This window comes from Oceanobacillus sp. CAU 1775 (assembly GCF_054482815.1).
On record NZ_JBTLRO010000006.1, the window covers coordinates 72,550 to 98,573 of the forward strand.

General features: G+C 37.6%; 20 protein-coding genes. All 20 read left to right on the plus strand.

Translation table 11 applies throughout. The features are described 5' to 3' along the window. Positions 1–29: 29 nt before the first annotated feature. The 20 genes from purL to rlmD all read left to right on the plus strand — a co-directional run bounded on the left by purL (position 30) and on the right by rlmD (position 25,862). On the plus strand, positions 30–2,252 hold the full coding sequence (gene purL, locus ACXYMZ_RS11630) for a phosphoribosylformylglycinamidine synthase subunit PurL (RefSeq protein ID WP_458948570.1): 2,223 nt from the start codon (positions 30–32) through the stop codon (positions 2,250–2,252). A 14-nt stretch (positions 2,253–2,266) separates the two neighbouring features. Then, positions 2,267–3,607: an amidophosphoribosyltransferase gene (gene purF / locus ACXYMZ_RS11635; protein WP_458948571.1), complete on the plus strand. Its 1,341-nt coding sequence runs from the start codon at positions 2,267–2,269 to the stop codon at positions 3,605–3,607. 41 nt (positions 3,608–3,648) lie between these two features. Then, positions 3,649–4,668 (plus strand): phosphoribosylformylglycinamidine cyclo-ligase, encoded by a 1,020-nt coding sequence (gene purM, locus ACXYMZ_RS11640; protein ID WP_458948572.1) that lies wholly within the window; start codon positions 3,649–3,651, stop codon positions 4,666–4,668. Then, a complete protein-coding gene (gene purN / locus ACXYMZ_RS11645) occupies positions 4,665–5,228 on the plus strand; it encodes a phosphoribosylglycinamide formyltransferase (protein ID WP_458948573.1) in 564 nt (187 codons plus the stop codon). Before purM ends, purN begins: the two co-directional genes overlap by 4 nt. Positions 5,229–5,237: 9 nt before the next feature. Further along, complete coding sequence (gene purH, locus ACXYMZ_RS11650; protein ID WP_458948574.1) at positions 5,238–6,770, plus strand: bifunctional phosphoribosylaminoimidazolecarboxamide formyltransferase/IMP cyclohydrolase; 1,533 nt, start codon at positions 5,238–5,240, stop codon at positions 6,768–6,770. A 30-nt stretch (positions 6,771–6,800) separates the two neighbouring features. Then, a complete protein-coding gene (gene purD / locus ACXYMZ_RS11655) occupies positions 6,801–8,045 on the plus strand; it encodes a phosphoribosylamine--glycine ligase (RefSeq protein WP_458948575.1) in 1,245 nt (414 codons plus the stop codon). 253 nt (positions 8,046–8,298) lie between these two features. After that, a complete protein-coding gene (locus ACXYMZ_RS11660; protein WP_458948576.1) occupies positions 8,299–9,351 on the plus strand; it encodes a DUF3048 domain-containing protein in 1,053 nt (350 codons plus the stop codon). A 33-nt stretch (positions 9,352–9,384) separates the two neighbouring features. Next, positions 9,385–9,690, plus strand: a complete 306-nt coding sequence (locus tag ACXYMZ_RS11665) for a YerC/YecD family TrpR-related protein (protein WP_458948577.1) — start codon at positions 9,385–9,387, stop codon at positions 9,688–9,690. Between the two features lie 832 nt (positions 9,691–10,522). After that, on the plus strand, positions 10,523–11,212 hold the full coding sequence (gene pcrB, locus ACXYMZ_RS11670; protein ID WP_458948578.1) for a heptaprenylglyceryl phosphate synthase: 690 nt from the start codon (positions 10,523–10,525) through the stop codon (positions 11,210–11,212). 20 nt (positions 11,213–11,232) lie between these two features. Further along, entirely contained in the window at positions 11,233–13,455 is a 2,223-nt protein-coding gene (pcrA, locus tag ACXYMZ_RS11675) for a DNA helicase PcrA (protein WP_458948579.1), read from the plus strand. A gap of 15 nt (positions 13,456–13,470) precedes the next feature. After that, complete coding sequence (ligA, locus tag ACXYMZ_RS11680) at positions 13,471–15,474, plus strand: NAD-dependent DNA ligase LigA (RefSeq protein WP_458948580.1); 2,004 nt, start codon at positions 13,471–13,473, stop codon at positions 15,472–15,474. Positions 15,475–15,491: 17 nt separating this feature from the next. Next, positions 15,492–16,604: a CamS family sex pheromone protein gene (locus tag ACXYMZ_RS11685; RefSeq protein WP_458948581.1), complete on the plus strand. Its 1,113-nt coding sequence runs from the start codon at positions 15,492–15,494 to the stop codon at positions 16,602–16,604. 109 nt (positions 16,605–16,713) lie between these two features. Next, complete coding sequence (gene pruA / locus ACXYMZ_RS11690; protein ID WP_458948582.1) at positions 16,714–18,261, plus strand: L-glutamate gamma-semialdehyde dehydrogenase; 1,548 nt, start codon at positions 16,714–16,716, stop codon at positions 18,259–18,261. 206 nt (positions 18,262–18,467) lie between these two features. After that, complete coding sequence (locus ACXYMZ_RS11695; protein ID WP_458948583.1) at positions 18,468–19,736, plus strand: helix-turn-helix domain-containing protein; 1,269 nt, start codon at positions 18,468–18,470, stop codon at positions 19,734–19,736. 14 nt (positions 19,737–19,750) lie between these two features. Further along, positions 19,751–19,909 (plus strand): hypothetical protein, encoded by a 159-nt coding sequence (locus ACXYMZ_RS11700; protein ID WP_458948584.1) that lies wholly within the window; start codon positions 19,751–19,753, stop codon positions 19,907–19,909. A 189-nt stretch (positions 19,910–20,098) separates the two neighbouring features. Next, positions 20,099–20,392, plus strand: a complete 294-nt coding sequence (gatC, locus tag ACXYMZ_RS11705; protein ID WP_458948585.1) for an Asp-tRNA(Asn)/Glu-tRNA(Gln) amidotransferase subunit GatC — start codon at positions 20,099–20,101, stop codon at positions 20,390–20,392. 35 nt (positions 20,393–20,427) lie between these two features. Further along, on the plus strand, positions 20,428–21,894 hold the full coding sequence (gene gatA, locus ACXYMZ_RS11710; protein WP_458948586.1) for an Asp-tRNA(Asn)/Glu-tRNA(Gln) amidotransferase subunit GatA: 1,467 nt from the start codon (positions 20,428–20,430) through the stop codon (positions 21,892–21,894). After that, on the plus strand, positions 21,891–23,321 hold the full coding sequence (gene gatB / locus ACXYMZ_RS11715; RefSeq protein ID WP_458948587.1) for an Asp-tRNA(Asn)/Glu-tRNA(Gln) amidotransferase subunit GatB: 1,431 nt from the start codon (positions 21,891–21,893) through the stop codon (positions 23,319–23,321). The genes gatA and gatB overlap by 4 nt, the downstream gene beginning before the upstream one ends. Positions 23,322–23,483: 162 nt before the next feature. Then, positions 23,484–24,392: a diacylglycerol kinase gene (locus tag ACXYMZ_RS11720; RefSeq protein WP_458948588.1), complete on the plus strand. Its 909-nt coding sequence runs from the start codon at positions 23,484–23,486 to the stop codon at positions 24,390–24,392. A gap of 96 nt (positions 24,393–24,488) precedes the next feature. Then, on the plus strand, positions 24,489–25,862 hold the full coding sequence (rlmD, locus tag ACXYMZ_RS11725; protein WP_458948589.1) for a 23S rRNA (uracil(1939)-C(5))-methyltransferase RlmD: 1,374 nt from the start codon (positions 24,489–24,491) through the stop codon (positions 25,860–25,862). Positions 25,863–26,024: the final 162 nt, after the last annotated feature.

Below are 26,024 nucleotides of genomic sequence, written 5' to 3' on the forward strand. Positions count from 1 at the left end.
GGAAATTCCAACATACGGAGGGAAAACGGATGAGCAACTTGAACATGAACCCAGAACAAATTGAAAAGAAGAAAGTCTATCAAGAGATGGGCTTAACGGACGATGAGTTTACTCTTGTTAAGGAAAAAATGAACCGATTACCAAATTATACGGAAACAGGAATATTTTCAGTAATGTGGTCGGAGCACTGTAGCTATAAGACTTCAACACCACTACTTAGAAAATTCCCGACAGAGGGTAAGCACGTTTTACAAGGCCCAGGTGAAGGTGCCGGTGTTGTTGATATTGGTGACAATCAAGCAGTTGTCTTCAAGATTGAAAGTCATAACAGCCCATCATATGTTGAACCGTTTGAAGGTTCTGCGACTGGAGTCGGCGGGATTCTACGCGATGTTTACTCAATGGGTGCTAAGCCAATTGCTGCACTTAATTCCCTACGTTTTGGAAACTTAAATAAAGATCGTACGAAATGGTTGTTCACAGAAGCAGTCCGTGGAATTGCACATTATGGAAATAATACAGAGGTTCCAACTGTCGGTGGCGAGGTTCAATTTGATGAAAGCTACGAAGAAAATCCTCTAGTAAATGCGATGGTTGTTGGTCTTGTTGAGCATCAAGATGTACAAAAAGGAATTGCAGCAGGTCCAGGAAATACAGTTATTTATGCAGGTGGAAAAACTGGTAGAGATGGAATTCATGGGGCAACTTTTTCTTCAGATGTTGTGGAGAGCGAAGAAGATCATACATCTGCTGTAGCAATTGGAGACCCGCAAATGGGTAAAAAACTAATCGATGCTTGTTTAGAAGTGATTCATTCCGATGCACTCGTTGGAATTCAAGATATGGGAGCAGCTGGACTTACTTCTTCAGCAAGTGAAATGGCAAGTAAAGCTGGAACAGGAATGGAGCTGAACCTCGAGTTTGTTCCACAACGAGAAGAAAATATGGACGCGTACGAAATGATGCTTTCAGAGTCGCAAGAAAGAATGCTCCTTGTCGTAGAAAAAGGTAGAGAAAAAGAAATCCTCGATATTTTTACAAAACATGAGGTAGAAGCTGTAGCAATCGGTGAAGTGATTGAAGAAGAAGTTTTCCGTATTAAACATCATGGAGAAACTTTTGCGGAAATCCCAGTTGCAGCATTAACTGATGATGCACCTGTATATCATTTACCAGCTGAAGAAGCTAAATATTACAAGGAATTCCAAACGCTTGAAGCTTATCAACCAGTTGTCGAAAACCATAATGAAATGCTACGTACCTTATTGCAGCAACCTACAATCGCGAGTAAAGAATGGGCATATAGCCAATTTGAATCAAGCGCTCAAGGAAATACTGCTGTAGGACCAGGTTCTAGTGCTGGCATTGTAAACATTCCTGGAACGGATAAAGCAATCGCAATGACGACGGACTGTAATTCACGATATTTATATTTAGATCCTAAGATTGGTGGACAAATCGCCGTTGCAGAAGCAAGTCGTAATCTTGTATGTTCAGGCGCGACACCACTTGCCCTAACAGACGGTCTGAATTACGGGAATCCGACAAATCCAGAAACATTTTGGCAAATGGAGCAAAGTATTGAAGGAATCAAGGAAGCTTGCCTTGCTTTAGAAACACCAGTAATCAGTGGGAACGTTTCTTTATACAACGAATCAAAAGGTGAAGCAATCATGCCTACACCAATCATCGGAATGGTAGGTTTACTTGAAAAAACAGAATACATTACTCCAAATAATGTTCGAAATGCGGATGATCTTGTTTATCTAATTGGTGAAACACAAGCTGAATTTGCCGGTAGTGAATTGCAAAACGTACTTGAAGGTCGATATTTTGGAAAAGCACCACAAATAAATCTAGATATTGAAACAAAGCGACAAAAACAAATACTTGCTGCTATCCGTGCTGGAGTTGTCGAGTCAGCACAAGATGTTGCTGAAGGTGGTTTCGCAGTAGCTCTAGCAGAAACAACTTTTAACAATCAAGGTCTTGGTGTAAATGTAACGTTGTCAGGTGAAGCAACAACAACTTTATTTAGTGAAACACAATCTCGCTTTATTCTTACAGTAAAACCTGAACACAAAGAGAAATTTGAATCATTGGTAGAAGATGCACAAGCAATTGGAACCGTGACATCAGATAATACGTTTATCGTAAAAGTAAATGAAGAAACAATTATTGAAGAGGAAGTCGAGCAGCTCAATAACTTATGGAAAAATGCAATTCCAAAAGTATTGAAATCTAACGCTTAAAAAGAGGTAGACTTATGTTTGGAATATGGGGACATGAAAAAGCTGCTGAGCTATCCTATTACGGTTTACATGCTCAGCAGCATCGTGGACAAGAAGGTTCAGGAATTGTTGTAAGTAACGGGGACGAACTCAAACTTCATAAAGGGCTGGGCCTTGTAAACGATGTTTTTAAACATGCGAAGTTTACTGAATTACAAGGTAATGCTGCAATCGCCCATATCCGCTATTCAAAACATGGGGATAAAAATCGAGCGGTAGATAGTGTAGAACCATTGTTATTTCATACGAAGAAAAACAGTCTTGCAATCGCAAACAGTGGGAATATCGTTAATGGGGATCAACTTCGTCAAGAATTAGAAGACCAAGGAAGTATTTTACAAACGGCTACAGATTCAGAGTTACTTGCACACTTAATCAAGCGAACAAAAAAGAATACGGAAGAAGCCATTATAACGGCACTTCAAAAGTTAGTGGGGGCATATACATTCATTATTTTAGAAAAAGATAAAATGTATATTACGACAGATCCCCATGGCATTCGCCCCTTGTCTATCGGAAAATTGGGGAGTGCCTATGTCGTAGCAGCTGAGACGAGTGCTTTTGATCTTGTAGGTGCAACGTTTGAAAGAGAAGTACTGCCTGGAGAATTAATTATTATTAGTAAAGAAGGCATGAAGTCCGTTCGCTATGCAATAACAGAACAGCGTAGGCTTTGTGCAATGGAATATGTCTATTTATCAAGACCTGACAGTGATTTAAACAGGGTCAATGTGCATGCATCAAGAAAACGAATGGGAATTGAACTTGCAAAAGAAGCACCAATCGAAGCGGATGTTGTAACGGGAGTGCCCGATTCTAGTATTTCGGCGGCGATCGGTTATGCAGAACAAAGTGGCTTGCCATACGAAATGGGTATCATAAAAAATCGTTATATAGGAAGAACTTTTATCCAACCTTCTCAAGAGTTACGTGAGCAAGGGGTAAAGATGAAACTATCACCTGTCCGAGGAATTGTTGAAGGCAAGCGCGTCATTATGATTGATGATTCAATTGTTCGAGGGACAACCTCTAAGCGAATCGTTCGTTTATTAAAAGAAGCAGGAGCAACAGAGGTACATGTTCGCATCGCTTCACCTGCAATCCAACATCCCTGTCACTATGGAATCGATATGTCGACTCGTAAAGAATTAATTGCAGCAAACAGTAGCTTAGAAGAAATTAGTGAAAAAATCGGTGCAGACAGTATTGCATATCTTTCACCAGAAGGAATGAAAAATGCAATTGTCCGCGAAAAATCAATTCACCAAGGAATATGCAACGCATGCATGACAGGAGATTACCCTGTGAAAGTTTGATTTTAATTATTGCAACGAAATAAAAAAGGATGTGTACATTCATGTCAGACGTATATAAAAAAGCAGGCGTAGACGTTGAAGCGGGTTATGAAGCTGTAGAAAGAATGAAAAAGCATATTGCAAAAACCAAACGCCCAGAGGTTCTAGGTGGCATTGGTTCATTTGCAGGACTATTTGATCTTTCAGGCTTCAACTATAAAGAACCAGTTATGGTTTCAGGAACAGATGGAGTCGGTACGAAATTAAAGCTAGCTTTTCAAATGGACAAGCATGACACCGTTGGAATTGATTTAGTTGCCATGTGTGCAAATGATATCGTTGCTCAAGGTGCACAACCATTATTTTTCCTTGATTATATTGCATGTGGAAAAAATGATCCAGCGAAAATTGAACAAATCGTTGCTGGTGTAGCAACAGGTTGTGTGAATGCTGGCGCAGCATTAATTGGCGGAGAAACAGCAGAAATGCCTGGAATGTATGCCGATGATGAATATGATTTAGCAGGATTTGTAGTTGGAATTGCTGAAAAATCGAAACTTATTAGTGGAGAGAAAATTGAAGAGAACCACGTTTTAATCGGACTTGCTTCAAGTGGAATTCATTCAAATGGCTACTCATTAGTTAGAAAAATTGTTGAGGATTTAGATTTTGCCGAATCATACGAAGGACTATCTCAACCACTTGGTGAAGTTTTACTTACTCCAACAAAAATTTATGCTAAACAAGTTGCTAAGGTTTTAGAGCAAGTAGATGTTAAAGGTATATCTCATATTACTGGCGGTGGTTTTTATGAAAACTTACCAAGAATGCTTCCTGAAGGTTTAGGCGTTGAAGTAACGCAAGGTAGTTGGGATATTCCAGAAATCTTTGCATTTTTACAGGCAAAAGGAGAAATTCCAGAAAAAGATATGTACGGTGTATTTAATATGGGAATTGGTATGGTTTTAGTAGTTGCAGAAGAAGATGCAGATGAAACGATTAAAATCTTGGAATCAACAGGAGAAACAGCTTCCGTTATTGGGAAGGTAACTACAACTGAAGGAGTGCAATTTACGTCATGAGCAAGGTGAAGGTAGCAGTTTTTGCCTCCGGTACGGGAAGTAATTTTGACGTAATGATAAAAGAAGCAAATCTTCCATGTGAGATTGCTCTACTTGTATGTGATCAGCCTCAAGCAGCAGTTATTGATAAAGCAAAAAACAACAATGTAAAAACATATATTTCTGACTTAAAAAAGTTTGATTCAAAAGTAGCTTATGAAACAGCTATTTTAAAAGAATTACAGACACATAATATTGAGTGGATTTTCCTTGCAGGTTATATGCGCTTAGTGGGTAAAACACTACTAACGGCTTACGAAGGAAGAATAATTAATATCCACCCATCCCTGCTTCCAGCTTTTCCCGGTCTAGATGCGATTGGACAAGCCTTTGAAGCAGGAGTGGATGAGACTGGTGTTTCGATCCATTATGTTGATGAAGGAATGGACACAGGTCCTATCATTGCCCAAGAAGCTGTACCAGTGTTTCCAGAGGATACAAAAGAAACCTTACAGAAACGCATTCAAGCAGTAGAACATCGATTATATCCAAAAGTAATGAAGGAACTTTTACAAAAGTGAGGGATTTCAATGAAGAAAAGAGCGTTGATTAGCGTTTCTGATAAAAGTGGCATCACAGATTTCGCAAGAGAACTTGTTGATAATGGTTATGAAATCATATCGACTGGGGGTACTTTAAAAGCAATTCAAGAAGCAGGCGTTGAAGCAATTGCTGTTGATGAAGTGACAGGTTTTCCAGAAATCATGGATGGACGTGTAAAAACATTACATCCTAAGGTTCATGGAGGGTTATTAGGAAAAAGATCAAACGCTAGTCATATGGATCAAATGGAGAAAAATGATATTTCCCCAATCGATATGGTTGTTGTTAATCTTTATCCATTTAAAGAAACGTTACAGAAATCTGGCGTTCGAAAAGAAGAAATCATAGAAAACATTGATATTGGTGGCCCAACAATGCTACGTTCAGCTGCAAAAAATTTCGAAGATGTACTTGTCGTTGTGGATCCTACTGATTATGAAAAGGTATTAGAAGCAGTGAAGGAAAAGAATGCTTCTATAGAATTACGTCAGCAACTGGCAGCAAAAGTATTCCGTCATACAGCAAACTATGATGCGATGATTGCGGCATACTTTATGGAAGAAACAAGCGAAGAATTTCCAGAAACATATACAGTTACATATGAAAAGGTACAAGATTTAAGATATGGCGAGAATCCACATCAAAAAGCAGCCTTTTATGAAGCACCACTTGCCAAAGGATTGAGCATTGCATCGGCACAGCAATTACATGGAAAAGAATTATCCTATAATAACATTCAAGATGCCAATGCAGCACTTGAAATTGTAATGGAATATGCCGGACCAGCCGCTGTTGCAGTAAAGCATATGAATCCTTGTGGAATTGGCCTTGCCGATAATATCGCAACAGCTTTCAAAAGAGCATTTGATGCAGATCCGATTTCTATTTTTGGAGGAATTGTTGCTTTAAACGATGAGGTCGATGAAGCGACAGCTAATCAGCTTCGTGAAATTTTCTTAGAGATTATTATCGCTCCGAGTTTTACACAGGAAGCATTGGATATTTTAACAGAAAAGCCTAACATTCGGTTGCTAGCTTTAGACATGAGTGCAAATAAAACAGTTAACCATAAGCTCACAACTGTCGGTGGTGGTGTACTTATCCAACATCAAGATACTGGTGAAGTTCGTGCCGATGATTTAAAAGTAGTAACAAAACGCGAACCAACAGAAGCCGAAATTGCAGATTTACTATTTGCTTGGAAAGCAGTAAAACATGTGAAATCAAATGCTATCGTATTAGCAAAAGATATGCAGACGGTTGGAATTGGAGCAGGCCAAATGAATCGCGTTGGTTCAGCAAAAATTGCAATCGAGCAAGCTGGTGAAAAAACAAAAGGTGCTGTGCTAGCATCTGATGCATTTTTCCCAATGCCAGATACGGTTGAAAATGCAATTAAAGCAGGTGTGACAGCTATAATCCAACCTGGAGGGTCGAAGCGTGATCAAGATTCCATCGATGTATGTGATGCACATGGAATCGCGATGGTATATACCGATATGCGCCACTTTAAGCATTAATTTGTCTTTTTTAAAAGGGGAGATATAACGATGAAGGTACTAGTGGTTGGTCGAGGTGGTCGTGAACATAGCCTCATCATGAAGCTAAATGAAAGCGAAAAAGTAACAAAACTATATGCTGCTCCAGGTAATGCGGGTATTGCTAAAATTGCAGAATGTGTTGCTATTGATGAGATGGATATCACGAAACTTATTGAGTTCGCTAAAGCAGAAGCAATTGATCTAACAGTAGTTGGTCCGGAGAATCCATTAAATGCAGGGATAGCAAACCAATTCCAAGAAGCTGGTCTAGCAATTTTTGCCCCAACAGAAGAAGCTGCACTGCTTGAAGGTAGTAAAAGTTATGCAAAAGAATTCATGAAAAAATATGATGTACCAACTGCAGACTATGCGGTATTTGAAGATGCCGCAGCAGCGAAAAATTATATAAAAGAAAAAGGCGCACCAATTGTAGTTAAAGCAGATGGCCTAGCAGCAGGTAAAGGTGTAGTTGTTGCTCTTACTGAGGAAGAAGCATTAGATGCTGTGGATGATATGCTCGTTTCTAAAACATTTGCCCAAGCTGGAGCAACTGTGGTGATTGAAGAATTCTTAGATGGAAAAGAATTTTCTTTAATGGCCTTTGTTCATGAAGATCAAGTATATCCGATGGTAACCGCTCGCGATCATAAACGAGCATATGATAATGATGAGGGACCAAACACTGGTGGCATGGGAGCATATGCCCCAGTTGATGATGTAACTGAAGATGATTTAAACTTTTCTATAGAAAAAGTTCTCATGCGAACGGCTAAAGGAATGATTGCGGAAGGTAGACCTTTCACAGGTATTCTATATGCTGGTCTAATTATGACGAAACAAGGACCAAAAGTGATAGAATTTAATACGAGATTCGGTGATCCCGAAACGCAAGTAGTCCTGCCTTTATTAGAAAATGATTTATTACAAGTACTTCTCGATGTTTTATTAGGAAAAGATCCTAAACTTTCATGGTCAGACGGGGCGGCACTTGGAGTAGTCGTAGCTTCAAAAGGGTACCCAGCTGCTTATGAAAAAGGAAAAACACTTCCAGATTTACCTGATGGCATTAATCCATTCGCTATTCATGCCGGAACTAAATTAGAAGATGATAAATTTGTTTCAGATGGCGGAAGAGTTCTACTCATTGGAGCAACTGCCGCAACAATGGAAGAAGCTACAAAGTTAACATATGAAGCATTAAAACCATTTGAAAAAGCAGAGAACTTTTTCTTTAGAACTGACATAGGAAAATAATATGAAGAGTTGCCTAGAACAAAAAGGCAGCTCTTTTTTTGTGATTTTCTTACAACTTATTAATTAAAATTCCGCATCGATTAAACCAAAAAACTTTACAGCACTAAAGTGAGAAAGTATGATATAGTTAAGATACAAAATAAAACTTCATTCATCTAAGATGGATTCTTCTGATTTTCAGGAGAAAAACCACTACATAATTTGCAAAAATAGAAAGAGAAGCAAGTATTCTACGAAGAAAGATGTGGGGAATATGAAGAAAGTTATTTATTTACTGCTCGTTTTTACATTATTACTTGTTGGGTGTTCCAAGGATGATCAACAAGCTGGAAACCATGAACCAAAAGAGGTTGATAGACAAAATAAAGGTGGTACTACAGTAGTTGAAGGAAAGAACATATATCCTTTAACAGGTATACATACAGATGAAACCGTCGATAATCGAACGATTGGAGTTATGGTTAATAACCACCCAGCAGCAAGACCTCAAACCGGCTTAGCCGAAGCTGATATTGTTTTTGAAATATTAGCTGAGGGAGGAATTACCCGCTTTCTAGCACTATACCAAAGTGAGTTACCTGAATTAATAGGACCAGTCCGTAGTGCGAGAGAATATTATTTTGAAATAGCTAACGACTATGATGCTGTTTATGTTTACCATGGTGCAGCACGTTTTGTCGATAACATGATCATTGACCGTGGCATTCAATTTATTAATGGCGCAATCCACGACAATGATGGCTATTTATTCAAAAGAGAATCGTTTCGAAAAGCTCCACACAACTCGTATTTTATAACAGAAGCGATAACCGAAGCCATTGAAAATAAAGGATATGAGACGGAGTTAGAACAGGAGTCACTACCTTTCTTAGATGAAGCTGAAGTCGAAGCGCTCACTGGTAAACCGGTAACAGGAGCAAAAATAGTTTATAGTACAAGTCCTTCTTGGATTGTTGAATACAGATACGATGAGGCATTAGAAAGATATAATCGATACAGCGACAATGTTTTAACTGCTGAACTGAATACCGAAGAGGAAGTACTCGTAGATAATATCTTTATCGTAGAGACATATCATGAAGTAATTGATGATGTAGGGAGACGAAAAGTCGACCTTGAATCAGGAGGCAGAGGTATTTTACTTCAAAAAGGAATTGCTTTAGATGTTGAATGGAAGAGTGATAACGGCAAGATTGTTCCTGTCTTGGATGGTAATGTAATAGGGTTCGTACCTGGAAAGACTTGGATTAACTTTATTCCAACATCTCCAGGGATGGATAATTCCGTAACACTTTCAAATGAATGACAAATAAATAAAATGTAGATGGAGGGTTCTTGATTGCAAATAGATAGACTTAGAGGAGAACAGTTGGATCAATTATTCGATGCTATTTTATCGTTAAAAGATAGAGACGAATGTTATCAGTTTTTCGATGATTTAGCTACAATGTCAGAAGTACAGTCACTCGCTCAACGATTGCAAGTTGCTAAGATGTTAATTGATGGTTCGACATACAATGCGATTGAAAATGATACAAAAGCTTCCACTGCAACAATTTCAAGAGTACGTAGATGTATTAATTATGGCAGCGATGGATATAAGCTCGTAGTCGACCGACTAAACGAACAAACAGAAGCAAAATAAATGAAACACCTCTGATAAGGGATAAGCACCTTTGCTAGAGGTGTTTTAGGTTTTTACCGGCCATTAATTTCGGAGCTCGTGATTTTGTCGACCGATAGACCGGTTTTATCGGCCACCAATTTCGCAGCTCGTGATTTTGTTGACCGATAGACGGTCTTTATCGGCCATCAATTTCGCAGCTCGTGATTTTGTTGACCGGTAGACGGTCTTTATCGGCCATCAATTTTGCCACTCGTGATTTTGTTGACCGATAGACTGGTTTTATCAGACACCAATTTTGTAACTCGTAAATTTGTCGGCCGATAAAATTAAATCCTCAGCTAGCACCCACCATCAACTAACGATTTATCCACCATCTGAACCGCATAAATCGAAATTTACGAACGGATAAGTTGCTTTAATCGGTCGTTATTCCTGCCATTCGAGATTTACGAACCGATAAATTGCATTAATCGGTCACTATTCCTGCAATACGAAATTACGAGCCGATATCCCGCTTTAATCGGTCACTATTCCTGCCATTCGAAATTACGAACCGATATCCCGTTTTAATCGGTCACTATTCCTGCCATTCGAAATTTACGAGCCGATATCCCGTTTTAATCGGTCACTATTCCCGCAACGCGAAATTATGAACCGATATAACAATTTAATCTGTCACTCATCACCCTACCCCATATTTTATCAACCCACAGAACCCCTCAATCCAACAAATCCACACCCAATTCACGATGTATTATCTAATTAAAAATCATTACATCATTTTCCTAATTTCCATGCTCAATTTTTGTTATAATAAATGAACGGAAGATGATACTGGGGGATGGAATAGTTGAGTAACGATTTAAAGCAATGGAAACATATATTTAAGCTTGATCCGGCAAAGGAAATCTCCGATGAAGATTTGGAGAGAGTATGTGAATCAGGAACCGACGCTGTCATTGTTGGTGGAACGGATAATATAACATTAGATAATGTACTTGATTTACTATCAAGAATACGTCGCAACCATACAGTTCCATGTATACTAGAAATATCGACTCAGGAGGCGCTCACACCAGGGTTTGATTATTATTTTATTCCGATGGTGTTGAATTCCAAGGAAAAAAAGTGGATGATGGATGTCCAGCATCAAGCGATTAAAGAGTATATCGATATGATGGAATATAGTGAAATATATTTTGAAGGCTATTGTATTTTAAATGAAGAGGCAAAGGCATTTTCCCATACAAATAGTTTTATGCCAGATAAAGATGATGTAAAAGCATATGCCTATATGGCGGAGCGCATTTTTAATCTACCAATTTTTTATCTAGAATATAGTGGAAAATATGGTGATCCAGAACTTGTAGAAGAAGTAAGTGAAATGCTTGATGAAACATTGCTTTTCTATGGTGGAGGAATTGAGTCACCGGAGCAAGCGAAAGAAATGAAACAATATGCTGACGTTGTTATTGTAGGGAATAGTATTTATACAAATATAAAAGAAGCCTTAAAAACAGTTGCAGCTGTTAAAGAATAGAAAATAAAGGCGGTAAAAAAATGAGTAATACAATGAATCAATTATTAGTAGGTCTAAATAAAGAGCAGCAAGAAGCAGTGAAGCATACGAACGGTCCATTGCTAATTATGGCTGGTGCTGGAAGTGGAAAGACAAGGGTTTTAACTCACCGAATTGCCTATCTTTTGGATGAAAAAGACGTTGCACCAAGAAATGTATTAGCAATTACTTTTACGAATAAAGCAGCCCGTGAAATGCGAGATCGAGTGAAGAAACTTGTCGGTCCTGATGCAGATTATATGTGGGTATCCACTTTTCACTCGATGTGTGTTCGAATTTTAAGAAGAGATATTGACCGAATTGGCTATGAGCGTAGTTTTACGATCTTAGATAGTACGGACCAATTATCTGTTGTGAAACAAGTACTTAAAAATGTAAATCTTGATCCAAAGAAATTTGACCCTCGAGCAATGCTTGGGCAAATTAGTGCTGCGAAGAATCAGTTGATATCAGAAACGGATTATGAAAAAAAAGAAGGTAATTATTACGAGCGTGAAGTAGCAAAGGTCTACACGGGCTATCAAAAGATGTTAAGAAGAAATCAATCTTTAGATTTTGATGATCTCATTATGCAGACCATTCATCTTTTTGAAAGAGTTCCCGAGGTTCTAGAATATTACCAGCGCAGATTTCAATATATTCATGTTGATGAATATCAAGATACAAACCATGCACAATATTTTCTAGTGAAGTTACTCGCAAGTCGCTTTCAGAACCTTTGTGTCGTGGGAGATTCCGACCAATCGATTTACCGTTGGCGTGGTGCTGACATTACGAACATCTTAACTTTTGAAAAAGATTATCCACAAGCAAGAACAATCTTTCTAGAACAAAATTATCGTTCAACGAAATTTATCCTGAAAGCAGCGAATCATGTAATTGAAAAAAACACTGGAAGAAAGCCGAAAAATCTTTGGACAGAGAATGATGATGGTGCAAAGATTCTTTACTTCCAAGGTTCCACAGAACAAGAAGAAGCATTATTTATTGCAGAAAAGATTCGCGAATTAACGAGGGATGATTATACCCCAAATGATATTGCAATTCTTTACCGAACCAACGCCCAATCCCGTGCGATTGAGGATACATTAATGAAAGCAAACCAAGCGTATCAAATGGTAGGCGGGACAAGGTTCTACGATAGAAAAGAAATTAAAGATATGCTTGCTTATTTACGATTAATTACCAATCCCAATGATGATTTAAGCTTTGAAAGAATTGTAAACGAACCAAAGCGTGGAATTGGGAAAACATCGATTGACCGATTAAGAGCCCATGCAGACATGCATGATATATCTTTTATGGAGACAGTAAAAGAAGTCGATTTTACAGGTGTATCAAAACGTGCGGCAATAGCCTTAGCTGAATTTGGTGAATTGATTCAAAGCCTTACGCAACAACAAGAATTTTTAACCGCAACAGATATGGTGGAGCAAGTGATAGAGCGTAGTGGCTATGAAGAAATGTTAAGAAATGAAAACTCACTAGAATCTCAAAGTAGATTGGAGAACTTAGAAGAGTTTAAAACTGTTACGCAAGATTTTGAAAAAACTGCAGAAGATAAGACATTGGTTTCTTTCTTAACTGATCTTGCCTTAATTGCAGATATTGATAGTGTCGATGAAGAAGAAAATCAAGAGGATGAAAAAATCACGTTAATGACACTTCACTCGGCAAAAGGTTTAGAATTTCCTGTTGTGTTTTTAATTGGAATGGAAGAGAATGTTTTTCCACACAGTCGCTCGATGCTTGATGATGAGGAAATGGAAGAAGAACGTAGACTTGCTTATGTTGGGATAACGAGAGCAGAAAAAGAGCTTATTTTAACAAATGCTCGAATGCGCACACTTTACGGAAGAACAAATATGAATCCGATGAGCCGTTTTATCCATGAAATTCCAGAAGAACTACTAGAAGGCATGGAAGAAACAAAGCAAGACATGTTCGGAGCTAGAGATATTAATCCATTTGGAGATAGTCCACTCCCTGAAAAACGTAGGGCAAGACGGATTGTTGAAAGAAAACCTGGTGCCGAAGCAGAGGAATGGACAGCAGGTCAAAAGGTTAACCATAAAAAATGGGGGCAAGGTACAGTTGTACGCGTACAAGGCGAAGGAGACAATATGGAACTGGATATTGCTTTTCCAGCACCAACTGGAATTAAACGTCTTCTCGCTAAATTCGCTCCAATTTCTAAGGAATAGAGGTATTTATGAAAGATGGATAAACAAAAAGCACTGGAACAAATCAATGCGTTAAAAGAGGTATTGAACCAATACGGTTATGAATATTATGTGCTTGATCAGCCTACCGTTCCAGATTCTGAGTATGATGCAAAATTACATGAACTAAGAAAATTGGAAGAAGCTTTTCCAGAACTCATTCAGTCAGATTCGCCCACACAGCGTGTAGGTGGAGCACCAATCGAAGGCTTTGAAAAAGTGCGACATAATACACCGATGTTAAGCCTTTCCAATGCATTTAATGAAAGTGATTTAAGAGATTTTGCAAGACGTGCAACAAACATACTTGGGACGGAAATCACATTTGTTTGTGAGTTAAAAATTGATGGTTTGGCAGTCTCGCTTACTTATGAAGACGGCGAGTTTGTTCGTGGGGCAACTCGTGGAGACGGAACGACAGGGGAAGATATTACGACGAACCTGAAAACTGTTCGAAGCATTCCACTTCGAATAAAAGAAAAAGAAACATTGGAAGTTCGTGGCGAGGTTTTTATGCCGAAACGTTCTTTTGAAAGTTTGAATAAAGCAAGAGCTGAAAAAGAAGAAGAATTATTTGCCAATCCAAGAAATGCAGCAGCAGGATCCTTAAGACAGCTCGATCCTAAAGTTGCAGCAAGTCGTAATTTGGATATTTTCCTATTTGCAATTGGGGAATGGGAAAACGATACATCAGATTCGCATAGTGCAAGATTAGAAAGATTACAGAAATTAGGATTTAAAACGAATCCATCATGGAAAAAAGCAGCTTCCATTGAAGAGGTCTTGGAATACGTAAATTACTGGATGGAAGAACGTCCGAATTTACCCTATGAAATTGATGGGATTGTTATTAAAGTAGATAATCTTGAGCAGCAAGAACAATTGGGATTCACGGCAAAAAGCCCTCGTTGGTCAATTGCTTATAAGTTTCCTGCTGAAGAAGTTGCAACGAAACTTTTAGATATTGAATTAAGTGTAGGAAGAACAGGAGTTGTGACACCGACAGCAATTCTAGAGCCAGTTAGAATTGCCGGGTCAACCGTTGGACGAGCTTCCTTGCACAATGAAGACCTTATCCGGGAACAGGATATTCGAATTGGTGACACAGTGGTCGTAAAAAAAGCCGGAGATATTATTCCGAAAGTTGTTAAAGCAATTATAGAAAAACGTACTGGAGAAGAGAAAGAATTTCATATGCCAGAGGATTGTCCAGCGTGTGGAGCGGGGCTTGTTCGTTTGGAAGAAGAAGTCGCCTTACGCTGTATGAATCCGAATTGTCCAGCACAACTGATGGAAGGATTAATCTACTTTGTTTCTAGAAACGCGATGAATATCGATGGCCTAGGTGAAAAAGTGATTATGCAGCTTTTCAATGAGGAGCTTATTCATACGATGGCTGACCTTTACCGTTTGAAAAAAGAAGAATTATTGAAACTCGAACGAATGGGTGAGAAATCCGTAAATAATTTACTTGAAGCCATCGAAGGTTCAAAAGAGAATTCACTTGAACGTCTCGTTTTAGGTTTAGGGGTTCGTTTTATCGGAGAAAAAGCCGCTCGAATTTTGGCGGAAGAATTTGAAACAATGGAGCGATTACAACAAGCAACGTACGATGAACTAATTGAAATTGATGAAATCGGTGAAAAGATGGCTGATTCTATTGTGCATTATTTTGCTGAGGAAAAGGTGATAAAGCTCATTGAAGAATTAGGTGCGCTCGGAATCAATATGAAGTACACTGGACCTAAGAAGACTAGGGAAATAGAAGATTCTCTTTTCGCCAATAAGACAGTTGTTTTAACTGGAAAACTTGAACAATTGAGTAGAAATGAAGCGAAGGATGAAATAGAACGCTTAGGTGGAAAAGTAACTGGTAGCGTTAGTAAAAATACAGACCTCGTGATAGCGGGGGAAGCAGCTGGTTCGAAATATGACCGAGCAGTTGAATTAGGAATTACGATTTGGAATGAGGAACAGTTAATCGAAGCACTGAATCGTTAAGTAAGGAGTGTTTAATAATGAAAAAAAAATTAGTTCTCTTATTTGGTACACTCCTTTTTGTTTCGGGTTGTGCACCATCGATAGGAGAAGATGAGGAAGTTCTGCAAAATCCTGAAAACTCTCCAGTTGAAACATCAATTGTTCCAGCCAATCGTTTAGATGGATCCAATTACCGAACGGTCTTGCCTTATCGAACGAGTGAGGCACGCGGAGTTATAACGGACCAGTTGGCAAATCGTGTGGATATTGATGAAATGGAACAAGGATTAAGACGTCATTCGACAGAAGTATTCAACCCTGAACAACTCTTTTTTCAAGAGGGGAGATATCTTTCTACTGGAATGGTCCAAGGAATGATTAATGACTTGAACCCAGACCGTACAGATATGGATGACTGGAGCCGAGATGACCATGAAGCTAATCCACGAATATTCTCACATGTACTAGAACAAAATTTTCTCTTGCAAGGAGAGGGTAGTACTGTCGAATTAGCAGGAATCTCTCTAGGGATTGCACTAAAATCAGTCTATCGCTATCAAGTAGATGATAGACCATATTCGTACGATATTTCGATGAATGAAATGCTTGATAAAGGTTATGAAGTAGCAGATGCAATTGTTGAGGAACTACGTCAAATCGAAGGGTTAGAAAACGTGCCGATCTTAGTTGCACTTTATCGTGAGGAAGCACATTCCTCACCTGTTCCAGGAAGCTATGTAACAAAAACTGTCGTTCCAGAAGGAAGTAACTCAACCGGTGAGTGGGAAACAATCGCGGAAGAAAATATTCTATTCCCTTCAAATGAAGCGAGCAGTAAGTATTTGGAGGATGCCGAGCTGTTTAATAGTTATGGGCAGGAGATTGCTAAATTCTTCCCGAACTATGTAGGTGCAATTGGCCAAGGTTTTTATAAAGATGGAGAGTTACAGCAATTAACCATTGAGGTGCCAATCCAGTTTTATGGAAAAGCAGAAGTAATAGGTTTTACGCAGTATTCTCATAAACTTGTTAAAGATATTTTCCATAATTATTATGATTTAGAGATTCAAGTTACTTCTAGCAATGGTATAGAAAGCCTTATATACCGTAAAGCTCAAGAAGAAGAACCAACGATTCATATTTTCCATTAAAATTAATGTATAATATTTGAAGCGCAAAGGTTTATTCGTTACAATGATAGATGGAAGTAAAAGTGTTATTAATATAATTTCACTTTAATTTACAAGGAGGTTTTTGAATATGGTAGTACCTTACAAACATGAACCATTTACAGATTTTACTCAAGAAGATAACAAAAAGAAAATTCTTGATGCATTTAAACAAATTGAATCAGATTTTGGTAAAGAATATCCACTAGTTGTTGGTGGCGAAAGAATTACTACAGAAGATAAAATTACAGTAGTAAACCCAGCAAACAAAGAACAAGTTCTTGGTAAAGTATCTAAGTCAAATAAAGATATCGCAGAACAAGCGATGAAAGTTGCAGATAAAACATTTGAAACTTGGAAAAAATCAACTCCAGCATTCCGTGCAGGCATTCTTTTCCGTGCTGCGGCAATCATTCGCCGTCGTAAATTCGAATTCTCAGCACATTTAGTAAAAGAAGGCGGTAAACCTTGGAACGAAGCAGATGCAGATACAGCAGAAGCAATTGACTTCCTAGAGTATTATGGCCGTGAAGTTCTAAGAGTTAACGAAGGACTAGAAGTAGAAAGCCGTCCGATCGAGCATAATAAATTCCATTACATTCCACTTGGTGTTGGATTAGTAATCTCACCATGGAACTTCTTATTTGCAATTATGGCTGGTACAACAGCAGCAGCATTCGTAACAGGTAACACTGTATTACTGAAGCCTGCAAGTACAACACCAATCATTGCATACAAATTCCTAGAAGTACTTGAAGAAGCTGGATTACCAAACGGTGTAGTTAACTATATCCCTGGACCAGGTTCTGAGGTTGGAGACTACTTAGTAGACCATCCACGTACTCGTTTCATTAGCTTTACTGGATCACGTGAAGTTGGTACACGTATTTTTGAACGTGCAGCAGTTGTTCACGAAGGTCAAAAGTGGTTAAAACGTACAATCATTGAAATGGGTGGAAAAGATACAATTGTTGTAGATAACGAAGCTGATTTAGAATTAGCAGCACAATCAATTGTACAATCTGCATTCGGATTCTCAGGACAAAAATGTTCTGCTTGTTCTCGCGCAGTTATCCATGAAGATGTTTACGATGAAGTTAAAGATCGCGTAGTTGAACTTACGAACGAATTATCTGTAGGTAATCCTGAAGATAATTCACACTTTATGGGACCTGTTATCGATCAAGCAGCATTCGATAAAATCATGAGCTATGTAGAAATTGGTAAAGAAGAAGGAAACTTACTTGCTGGTGGAGAAGGCGACGACTCTACAGGTTGGTTCATTAAACCAACAGTATTCGGTGATGTAGATCCAAATGCTCGTCTAATGCAAGAAGAAATCTTTGGCCCAGTAGTAGCACTTACGAAAGCTAAAAACTTTGACGAAGCAATTGAGATTGCTAACAATACAGACTATGGTTTAACTGGTGCAGTAATCACGAATAACCGTGAGCATCTAGAACAAGCACGTGAAGACTTCCATGTTGGTAACTTATACTTCAACCGTGGATGTACAGGTGCAATCGTTGGATATCAGCCATTTGGTGGATTCAATATGTCTGGTACAGATTCAAAAGCTGGTGGACCTCACTACTTAATCCAACACATGCAAGGCAAAACAACATCAGAAATGTTATAAAATTTAAATCAATTTAGGTAAAAATCACCATCCGTCATACTTTATTGTATGAATGGGTGGTGATTTTTCTTGTGAGAGGAAAATCAGCAACTCAAATACCCTGTAATCGACTACTGTCCCATGAATATTTCCCAATATGAATATTGCGAAATTATGCTATAATATAAATAGATAAATAATTATTAAGTAAGATTGCAGGTGGATTTATGATTGAAACTGGCTCATTCATTAAATTACAAAGAACGAAACAAAAAATGACGTTGGGTGAGCTTGCAGAAGGAATTGTCTCGGTTTCTTATCTCTCAAAAATAGAGAACCTTAAAACGGAGCCAAGCCCAAATATAATTGAATTACTTTGTAATCGACTAGGAATCGAACTTCACACAGATATGGAAGACGTGATTAAAGAGAAATGTGAAGAATGGTATCAAATGCTATCCTCTAATCATGAAAAAGGAGAGCTCATAGAAACCTACCAAGAAATTCAAGATTTGCTAGATCGAAATATCTCAGAAAGTATGCTTCTATTTGAAATCTATAAGATTCGTTACTATTTAATCTTAGGTGAGAAAAAAGAAGCGTTAAAACAAATCAATGAATTAAACCGGCTTACAAGTTCATTTGGCACAAAAGAACTTTATTACTGGTTCAAATTTAGAGGTAATTATAATTCCACAATGAATGAAAATAAATCAGCGATTGAAAAGTACCAAAAAGCGGAGAATATTATTAGAAAACTAGATATTTCTCAAGAGGAAATCGCGGATTTACATTATACAATGGCAATTACATACAGTAAGTTAAGACAGATTCTTGAAGCTATTGATTATGCCAATCAAGCACTTGATATTTTTATGAAAAAATACAATTTCAATCGTTGTGCGCAGTGCCATATTGTATTAGGTATCTCATATCGACGTATTAAGATGTATGATAAGGCAATTAAAAATTACGACATAGCCAAGCATTTAGCTAGCTTAGATAATAATAACGAAATTATTCAACTGACAAATCAAAACTTAGGTTATCTTCATTCAGCTAAAGGTAATAATTTAGAATCTATTAAATTCTACATGGAAATTATAGAAGGAAATGATATAGATACCATTGAAAAAATAGCTGCGATGACCCAATTGATTAAAATCTATTATGAAGTAGATAACGTGGAAGCAATGAATGAATTTATGGAAGAATCAAGAAAGCTTATTGATAACTTCACAGGTCATCCGGATTACGAGTTTTACAATTATTTAATCTATACATACTATTATTCTACTCACAATAAACCAGGTAAGTTTACAGAGTTAGTAAAAAATAAATTCATCCCTTTTTTGAAAAAGCATAGAGATTATGTGAACCTTATCGATATATCTACGATGCTAGCGAAGCATTACGAAGATATACATAAATATAAGGATGCTACTAAATATTACAAATTGGCCAATGAGTCAATGAATAAACTATCTAATATTTAAAGGAGGGTTGTAAGATGAAAAAACTACTAACGAAGGTTGTTCTAGGCACAGTTCTAGCTGCAGGTTTATTCTTTACATTTGCTCCTCAAGCAGAAGATTTAACTTTTAGAGAGTTTGGTGGAGAGATTCACCCACCAATATTTATACCTACTGATTCTAGTGTAGAAATTTAAATTTGATTCATTTTTATCCCCAATAAAGTGAATATATAGCCTGGAGTGGAGACATCCGTTCCAGGTATTTTTTTATGCTTTTTTTGCTATACTGCATGTAACAATACTGTTCTGTAATAGGCAATAGTGATATAATATACAAATGAATGAAATTACGTTAGTTAATAATAATGCTGGGAGGTATAAGCGATGGAAAATATATCAAAAGACTTGGTTTTACATGTTGCGAATCTGGCTAGACTAGCAATTACTGATGATGAGGCTGAAACACTGTCAAAAGAGCTGCAATCAATTATCAATTATGCTGAAGAGCTAAATGAATTAGATACTTCAAATGTTAAACCAACTACACATGTAGTGGACTTTATAAATGTGATGCGTAAAGATGAGCCGAAACCTTGGGCTGATCGCGAACAGTTATTAAAGAATGCACCTGAACAATCAAATGGTCTTGTTCGAGTGCCAACAATACTTTCAGAGTAAGTGATTATTCGTTTTAATGAGGAGGAATAGTATTTATGTCATTATTTGACTTTAGCATTAAGGAGCTAGAAGAAAAGCTACATAATAAAGAGATTACAGCCCAAGAATTAGTCCAAGCTTCTATTGATCGTATAAAAGAAGTAGATGGCGAATTACAGGCATTCATCACAGTTGATGAAGAAAATGCTTTAAAACGAGCGAAAGAAATTGATGAAAGTGCTGAGAAGACGAGCCTTTTTGGTATTCCAGTTGGGATTAAGGATAACATCATGACAAAAGGGCTTCGTACAACATGTGCAAGTCTTATGTTAGAAAACTTTGATGATCCAGTTTATGATGCAACTGTTGTTGAAAAGCTGAATGCTGAAAATGCAGTTACAATCGGAAAGTTAAATATGGATGAGTTTGCAATGGGATCAGGTACGGAATACTCGGCTTTCAAAGAAACGAAAAACCCTTGGCATTCTGACCATGTTCCAGGTGGATCTAGTGGAGGATCAGCAGCGGCAGTAGCAGCTGGTGAAGTAATGTTCTCACTTGGTTCTGATACTGGTGGCTCTATCCGTCAACCAGCAGCATATTGTGGTGTAGTTGGAATGAAACCAACATATGGGCGCGTTTCCCGTCTTGGACTTGTAGCTTTTGCATCTTCATTAGATCAAATTGGACCAATTACGAGAACGGTTGAAGACAATGCGAGAGTATTAGAAGTCATTGCTGGACAAGATGACCGCGATACAACAAGTGTAGATATTGAAGTGCCTAAGTACACGGAAGCTTTGAAGACAGATATTAAAGGACTAAAGATTGCAGTTCCACAAGAATATCTTGGAGAAGGCGTAAGTGAAGAAGTAAGAAATATTATTTTAGATGCGCTTAAGGTATATGAATCATTAGGAGCAACTTGGAAAGAAGTTTCACTTCCGCACTCTAAATATGCACTTTCAACGTATTACCTAATTTCTTCTTCAGAAGCATCAGCAAGTCTTGCGCGCTTTGATGGTGTTCGCTATGGTTTTCGTTCGGAAAATGCCAACAACCTTGAAGATATGTACAAGCTAACAAGAAGTGAAGGTTTTGGTGATGAAGTAAAACGGAGAATTATGCTTGGTACGTTCACACTTAGCTCAGGCTATTACGATGCATATTATAAAAAAGCACAAAAAGTACGTACACTAATTAAAAGTGATTTTGATAAAGTCTTTGAAGAATTTGATGTTATCATGGGACCAACAACTCCAACAACAGCATTTAAAGTTGGCGAAGTAGTTGATGATCCAATTCAAATCTATATGAATGATATTTTAACAATCCCAATGAACTTAGCTGGAGTTCCAGCGTTATCTCTTCCTTGTGGATTCTCTGAAAATGGACTTCCAGTTGGCTTGCAAATTATCGGTAACTATTTTGATGAAGCTACGATTTATCGTACAGCTTATGCATTCGAGCAAGCAACAGATCACCACAAAAAACGTCCAACGCTTGGAGGTGTAAGCAAATGAATTTCGAAACAATTATAGGTTTAGAAGTACACGTGGAATTAAAAACAAAATCTAAAATTTTCAGTTCAAGTGTGAATGCTTTCGGAAACGACCCGAACGCGAATGTGAACCCGACAGACCTTGCTTACCCTGGTACACTTCCTGTACTAAATGAAGAGGCTGTAAACTTTGCAATGAAAGCTGCCATGGCACTTAATTGTGATATTGCTACACATACAACATTTGACCGCAAAAATTACTTCTATCCAGATAACCCAAAGGCATACCAAATTACACAAGATGAGTTTCCAATTGGTGAGAATGGTTGGGTAGATATCGAAGTTAATGGAAAGAAAAAACGCATTGGAATTACAAGAATTCATATGGAAGAAGATGCTGGTAAACTAACTCATGGTGAAGATGGACACTCATACGTAGACTTTAACCGTGCAGGTACACCACTAATTGAAATTGTATCTGAACCAGATATGCGTTCCCCAGAAGAGGCTTATGCTTATTTAGAAAAGCTGAAAAATATCATCCAGTATACTGGTGTTTCTGATGTGAAAATGGAAGAAGGATCTTTAAGATGTGATGCGAACGTTTCCTTACGTCCGATTGGTCAAGAAAAATTTGGAACGAAAGCAGAACTGAAAAACTTAAACTCTTTCTCTTTCGTACAAAAAGGATTAGAATTCGAAGAAAAGCGTCAAGAAAAGATTTTATTAGCTGGTGGAGAAATTCATCAAGAAACTCGTCGCTACGATGAAAAAACGAGAGAAACGATTCTGATGCGAATTAAGGAAGCAGCAGACGATTATCGTTACTTCCCAGAACCAGATCTTGTTGCACTTCATATTGATGATGATTGGAAAGCAAGAATCAAAGCTGAAATTCCAGAACTACCAGATGCACGTAAAGCACGTTATATGACAGATCTCGGTTTATCTGAATATGATGCAGATGTCCTTACAAGTTCAAAACAAATAGCTGACTTCTTTGAAGAAACAGTGGAGCATGGAGCAGATATCAAACAAGCTTCTAACTGGTTAATGGGTGAAGTTTCCGCATATATGAATAAGCATTTGAAAGAGCTTAAAGATCTAGCGCTCACAGCAGAAGGTCTAGCAAAAATGATTAAATTAATTGAAGATGGAACAATTTCATCTAAGATTGCAAAGAAAGTATTTGCAGAGTTAGTTGAAAAAGGTGGCGATCCCGAACAGATTGTTAAAGATAAAGGACTTGTCCAACTATCTGATCCAAATCAATTAAAAGAAATCATCAATAAGATTTTGGATGAAAACGAACAATCAGTTACTGACTTTAAAAACGGTAAAGACCGCGCACTTGGTTTTCTTGTTGGTCAAACAATGAAGGCAACCAAAGGCCAAGCAAACCCGCCAATGGTAAATAAAATATTAAATGAAGAATTAAACAAACGCTAAAACAATTGAAAAAGAGATTCTTTCTTTACGGAGAAGGAGTCTCTTTTCTAAGTTTTCTCGTATTTCTGACTTGGACCTTTTAAATTTCATTAAAAAGATTTATGATATATAGATAGAACACTTAATAGTTAAGGTCCTTTTTGTCCATAGGGAGGATAGAAAATGAAGAAAGCACGAGTGATTTACAATCCCACAGCAGGTAAAGAAGCTGTGAAAAAAGAACTGCCATTATTATTAGAAACACTGGAGTTAGCAGGATATGAAACTTCAGCCCATGCAACGACTGCTGAAGGTGATGCAACAGAAGCTGCAAGATATGCAGTGGAAAATCGATTCGATCTCGTTGTTGCGGCAGGGGGAGACGGAACGATTAATGAAGTGGTTCATGGAATTGCCGAGCAAGAATTTAGACCGAAATTGGGAGTAATTCCAGCAGGAACAACGAATGACTTTGCTAGAGCTTTACATATCCCAAGAGATATAAAGGCAGCAATTGAAGTCCTTTCAAACGAAAACACAATGGCCTTGGATATAGGTAAAGTAAACGAACAGTATTTTATAAATATTGCTGGTGGTGGACAGCTTACTGAATTAACATATGATGTACCAATTAAGTTAAAAACAGTGCTTGGACAACTCGCTTACTATATCAGAGGGATTGAGATGCTTCCTTCACTAAAACCTTCACACACTCGTATTGAGTACGATGATGGGGTGATTGAAGAAGATATCATGTTATTTTTATTATCTAATTCCAATTCTGTTGGTGGCTTTGAAAAGTTAGCACCAGACGCAAAGTTGAATGATGGCTATTTTGATTTACTAATCTTAAAGAAAGTGAATCTAGCTGAATTTATTCATATCGCAAGCCTTGCTTTAAGGGGAGCACATTTAAACAATGACAATATTATTTATGTAAAATCGAAGAAAATTAAGGTTATCCCTTCCGAGCGAATGATGCTCAACTTAGATGGAGAATACGGTGGATTATTACCAGGTGAATTTTCTAACCTAAAAGAGCATATTGAATTTATCGTACCTAAAGATTTTATCGAACTTCAAGAGGAATAGCATGATTACCTTCAAACACTAGCAAAAGCTATGGTTTGGAGGTTTTTAACTTGTTTGATATAGTAAAATAAATACGTGTTATAAAGGAAGATATAAATGGCAAAATTCCAAGCACCAGTGAAGAAAAATGAGACGATCACACTAACCTTTGAAGACTTAACGCACGAAGGTAGTGGCGTTGGAAAAATAGACGGTTACCCCTTATTCGTACCGAAAGCTCTGCCAGGAGAAGAGGCAGAAGTTAAAGTTATTAAAGTAAATAAAAATTTCGGATATGGTAAATTATTAGAATTAAATACAACTAGCCCAGAAAGAGTAGATCCTACTTGTCACGTACATTGCGGCGGTTGTCAGCTGCAGCATATGAGTTACAGTCTACAATTACAAATGAAAGAAAACCAAGTACGTAATGTGATGAAAAAAGTCGCTCATCTTGAGTCTGTACCTGTTCATTCCATTTTAGGGATGGAAAACCCATTTCATTACCGAAACAAAGTACAAATCCCAGTGGCTGAAAAAGATGGACAGCTTATTACTGGTTACTATCAAAGACGTAGCCACCGTATTGTAGAAAATTTAGATACTTGTACAAGCCAAGCGGAAATAATTAATGAAATCATTCCAGTTGTTCGTGACTTAGCAAACCGTGTAGGAATTGAAGCGTATGATGAAGAAAATCACCGTGGAGTCCTGCGTCACATTATGGTGCGCACGGCTTACGCAACGAATGAAACAATGGTTGCTTTAATTACTCGTACAGAAAAGCTACCGAATAAAGAATTTATCATTCAAGAGCTCAAGAGTAGATTCCCAGAAATAACATCGATTGTTCAAAACATAAATGATAAACGTACAAACCTAATTCTCGGTGAAAAAACGAAAGTATTATGGGGACAAGAATATATCCATGATAAGATTGGTGATCTAACATTTGCGATCTCTGCAAAGTCTTTCTATCAAGTAAATCCACAGCAAACAAAAGTATTATACGATAAAGCACTTGAGTTCGCCCAAATTGATGAGAATGATGTTGTAATTGATGCTTATTGTGGAATTGGTACAATCTCTTTATTCTTAGCACAAAAGGCTAAAAAAGTGTACGGTGTAGAAATTGTTCCTGAAGCAATTCAAGATGCAAGGAAAAATGCAGAAATCAATAAAATTGACAATGTAGAGTTCGCAGTTGGCCAAGCCGAAAAGGTTATGCCAGAATGGAAGCGCCAAGGAATTAATCCAGATGTAATTGTTGTCGATCCGCCACGTAAAGGCTGTGCTCCGGAATTTCTTGAAACAATGATTGAAATGGAACCAAAACGAATCGTTTATGTTTCATGTAACCCATCGACATTAGCAAGAGATTTACGAATTTTAGAAGATGGTGGATACCGAACTGTTGAAGTCCAGCCGGTTGATATGTTTCCAAATACAACGCATATTGAAGCAGTTACTTGGTTGGAGAGAAAACTGTAGCATTGGACCCTCCCTTTTAGATTGTTATCTAAAGGGAGGTTTTTTAATAGGAGAAATTTAATAAAACACAAGATGTTCCTATTCAAATTAGAGATTTAATTCTTTTAAAAGAAGAATAATTTATTCAGAATATTTGTGTTAAGATAAATGTAGACTTGAGAA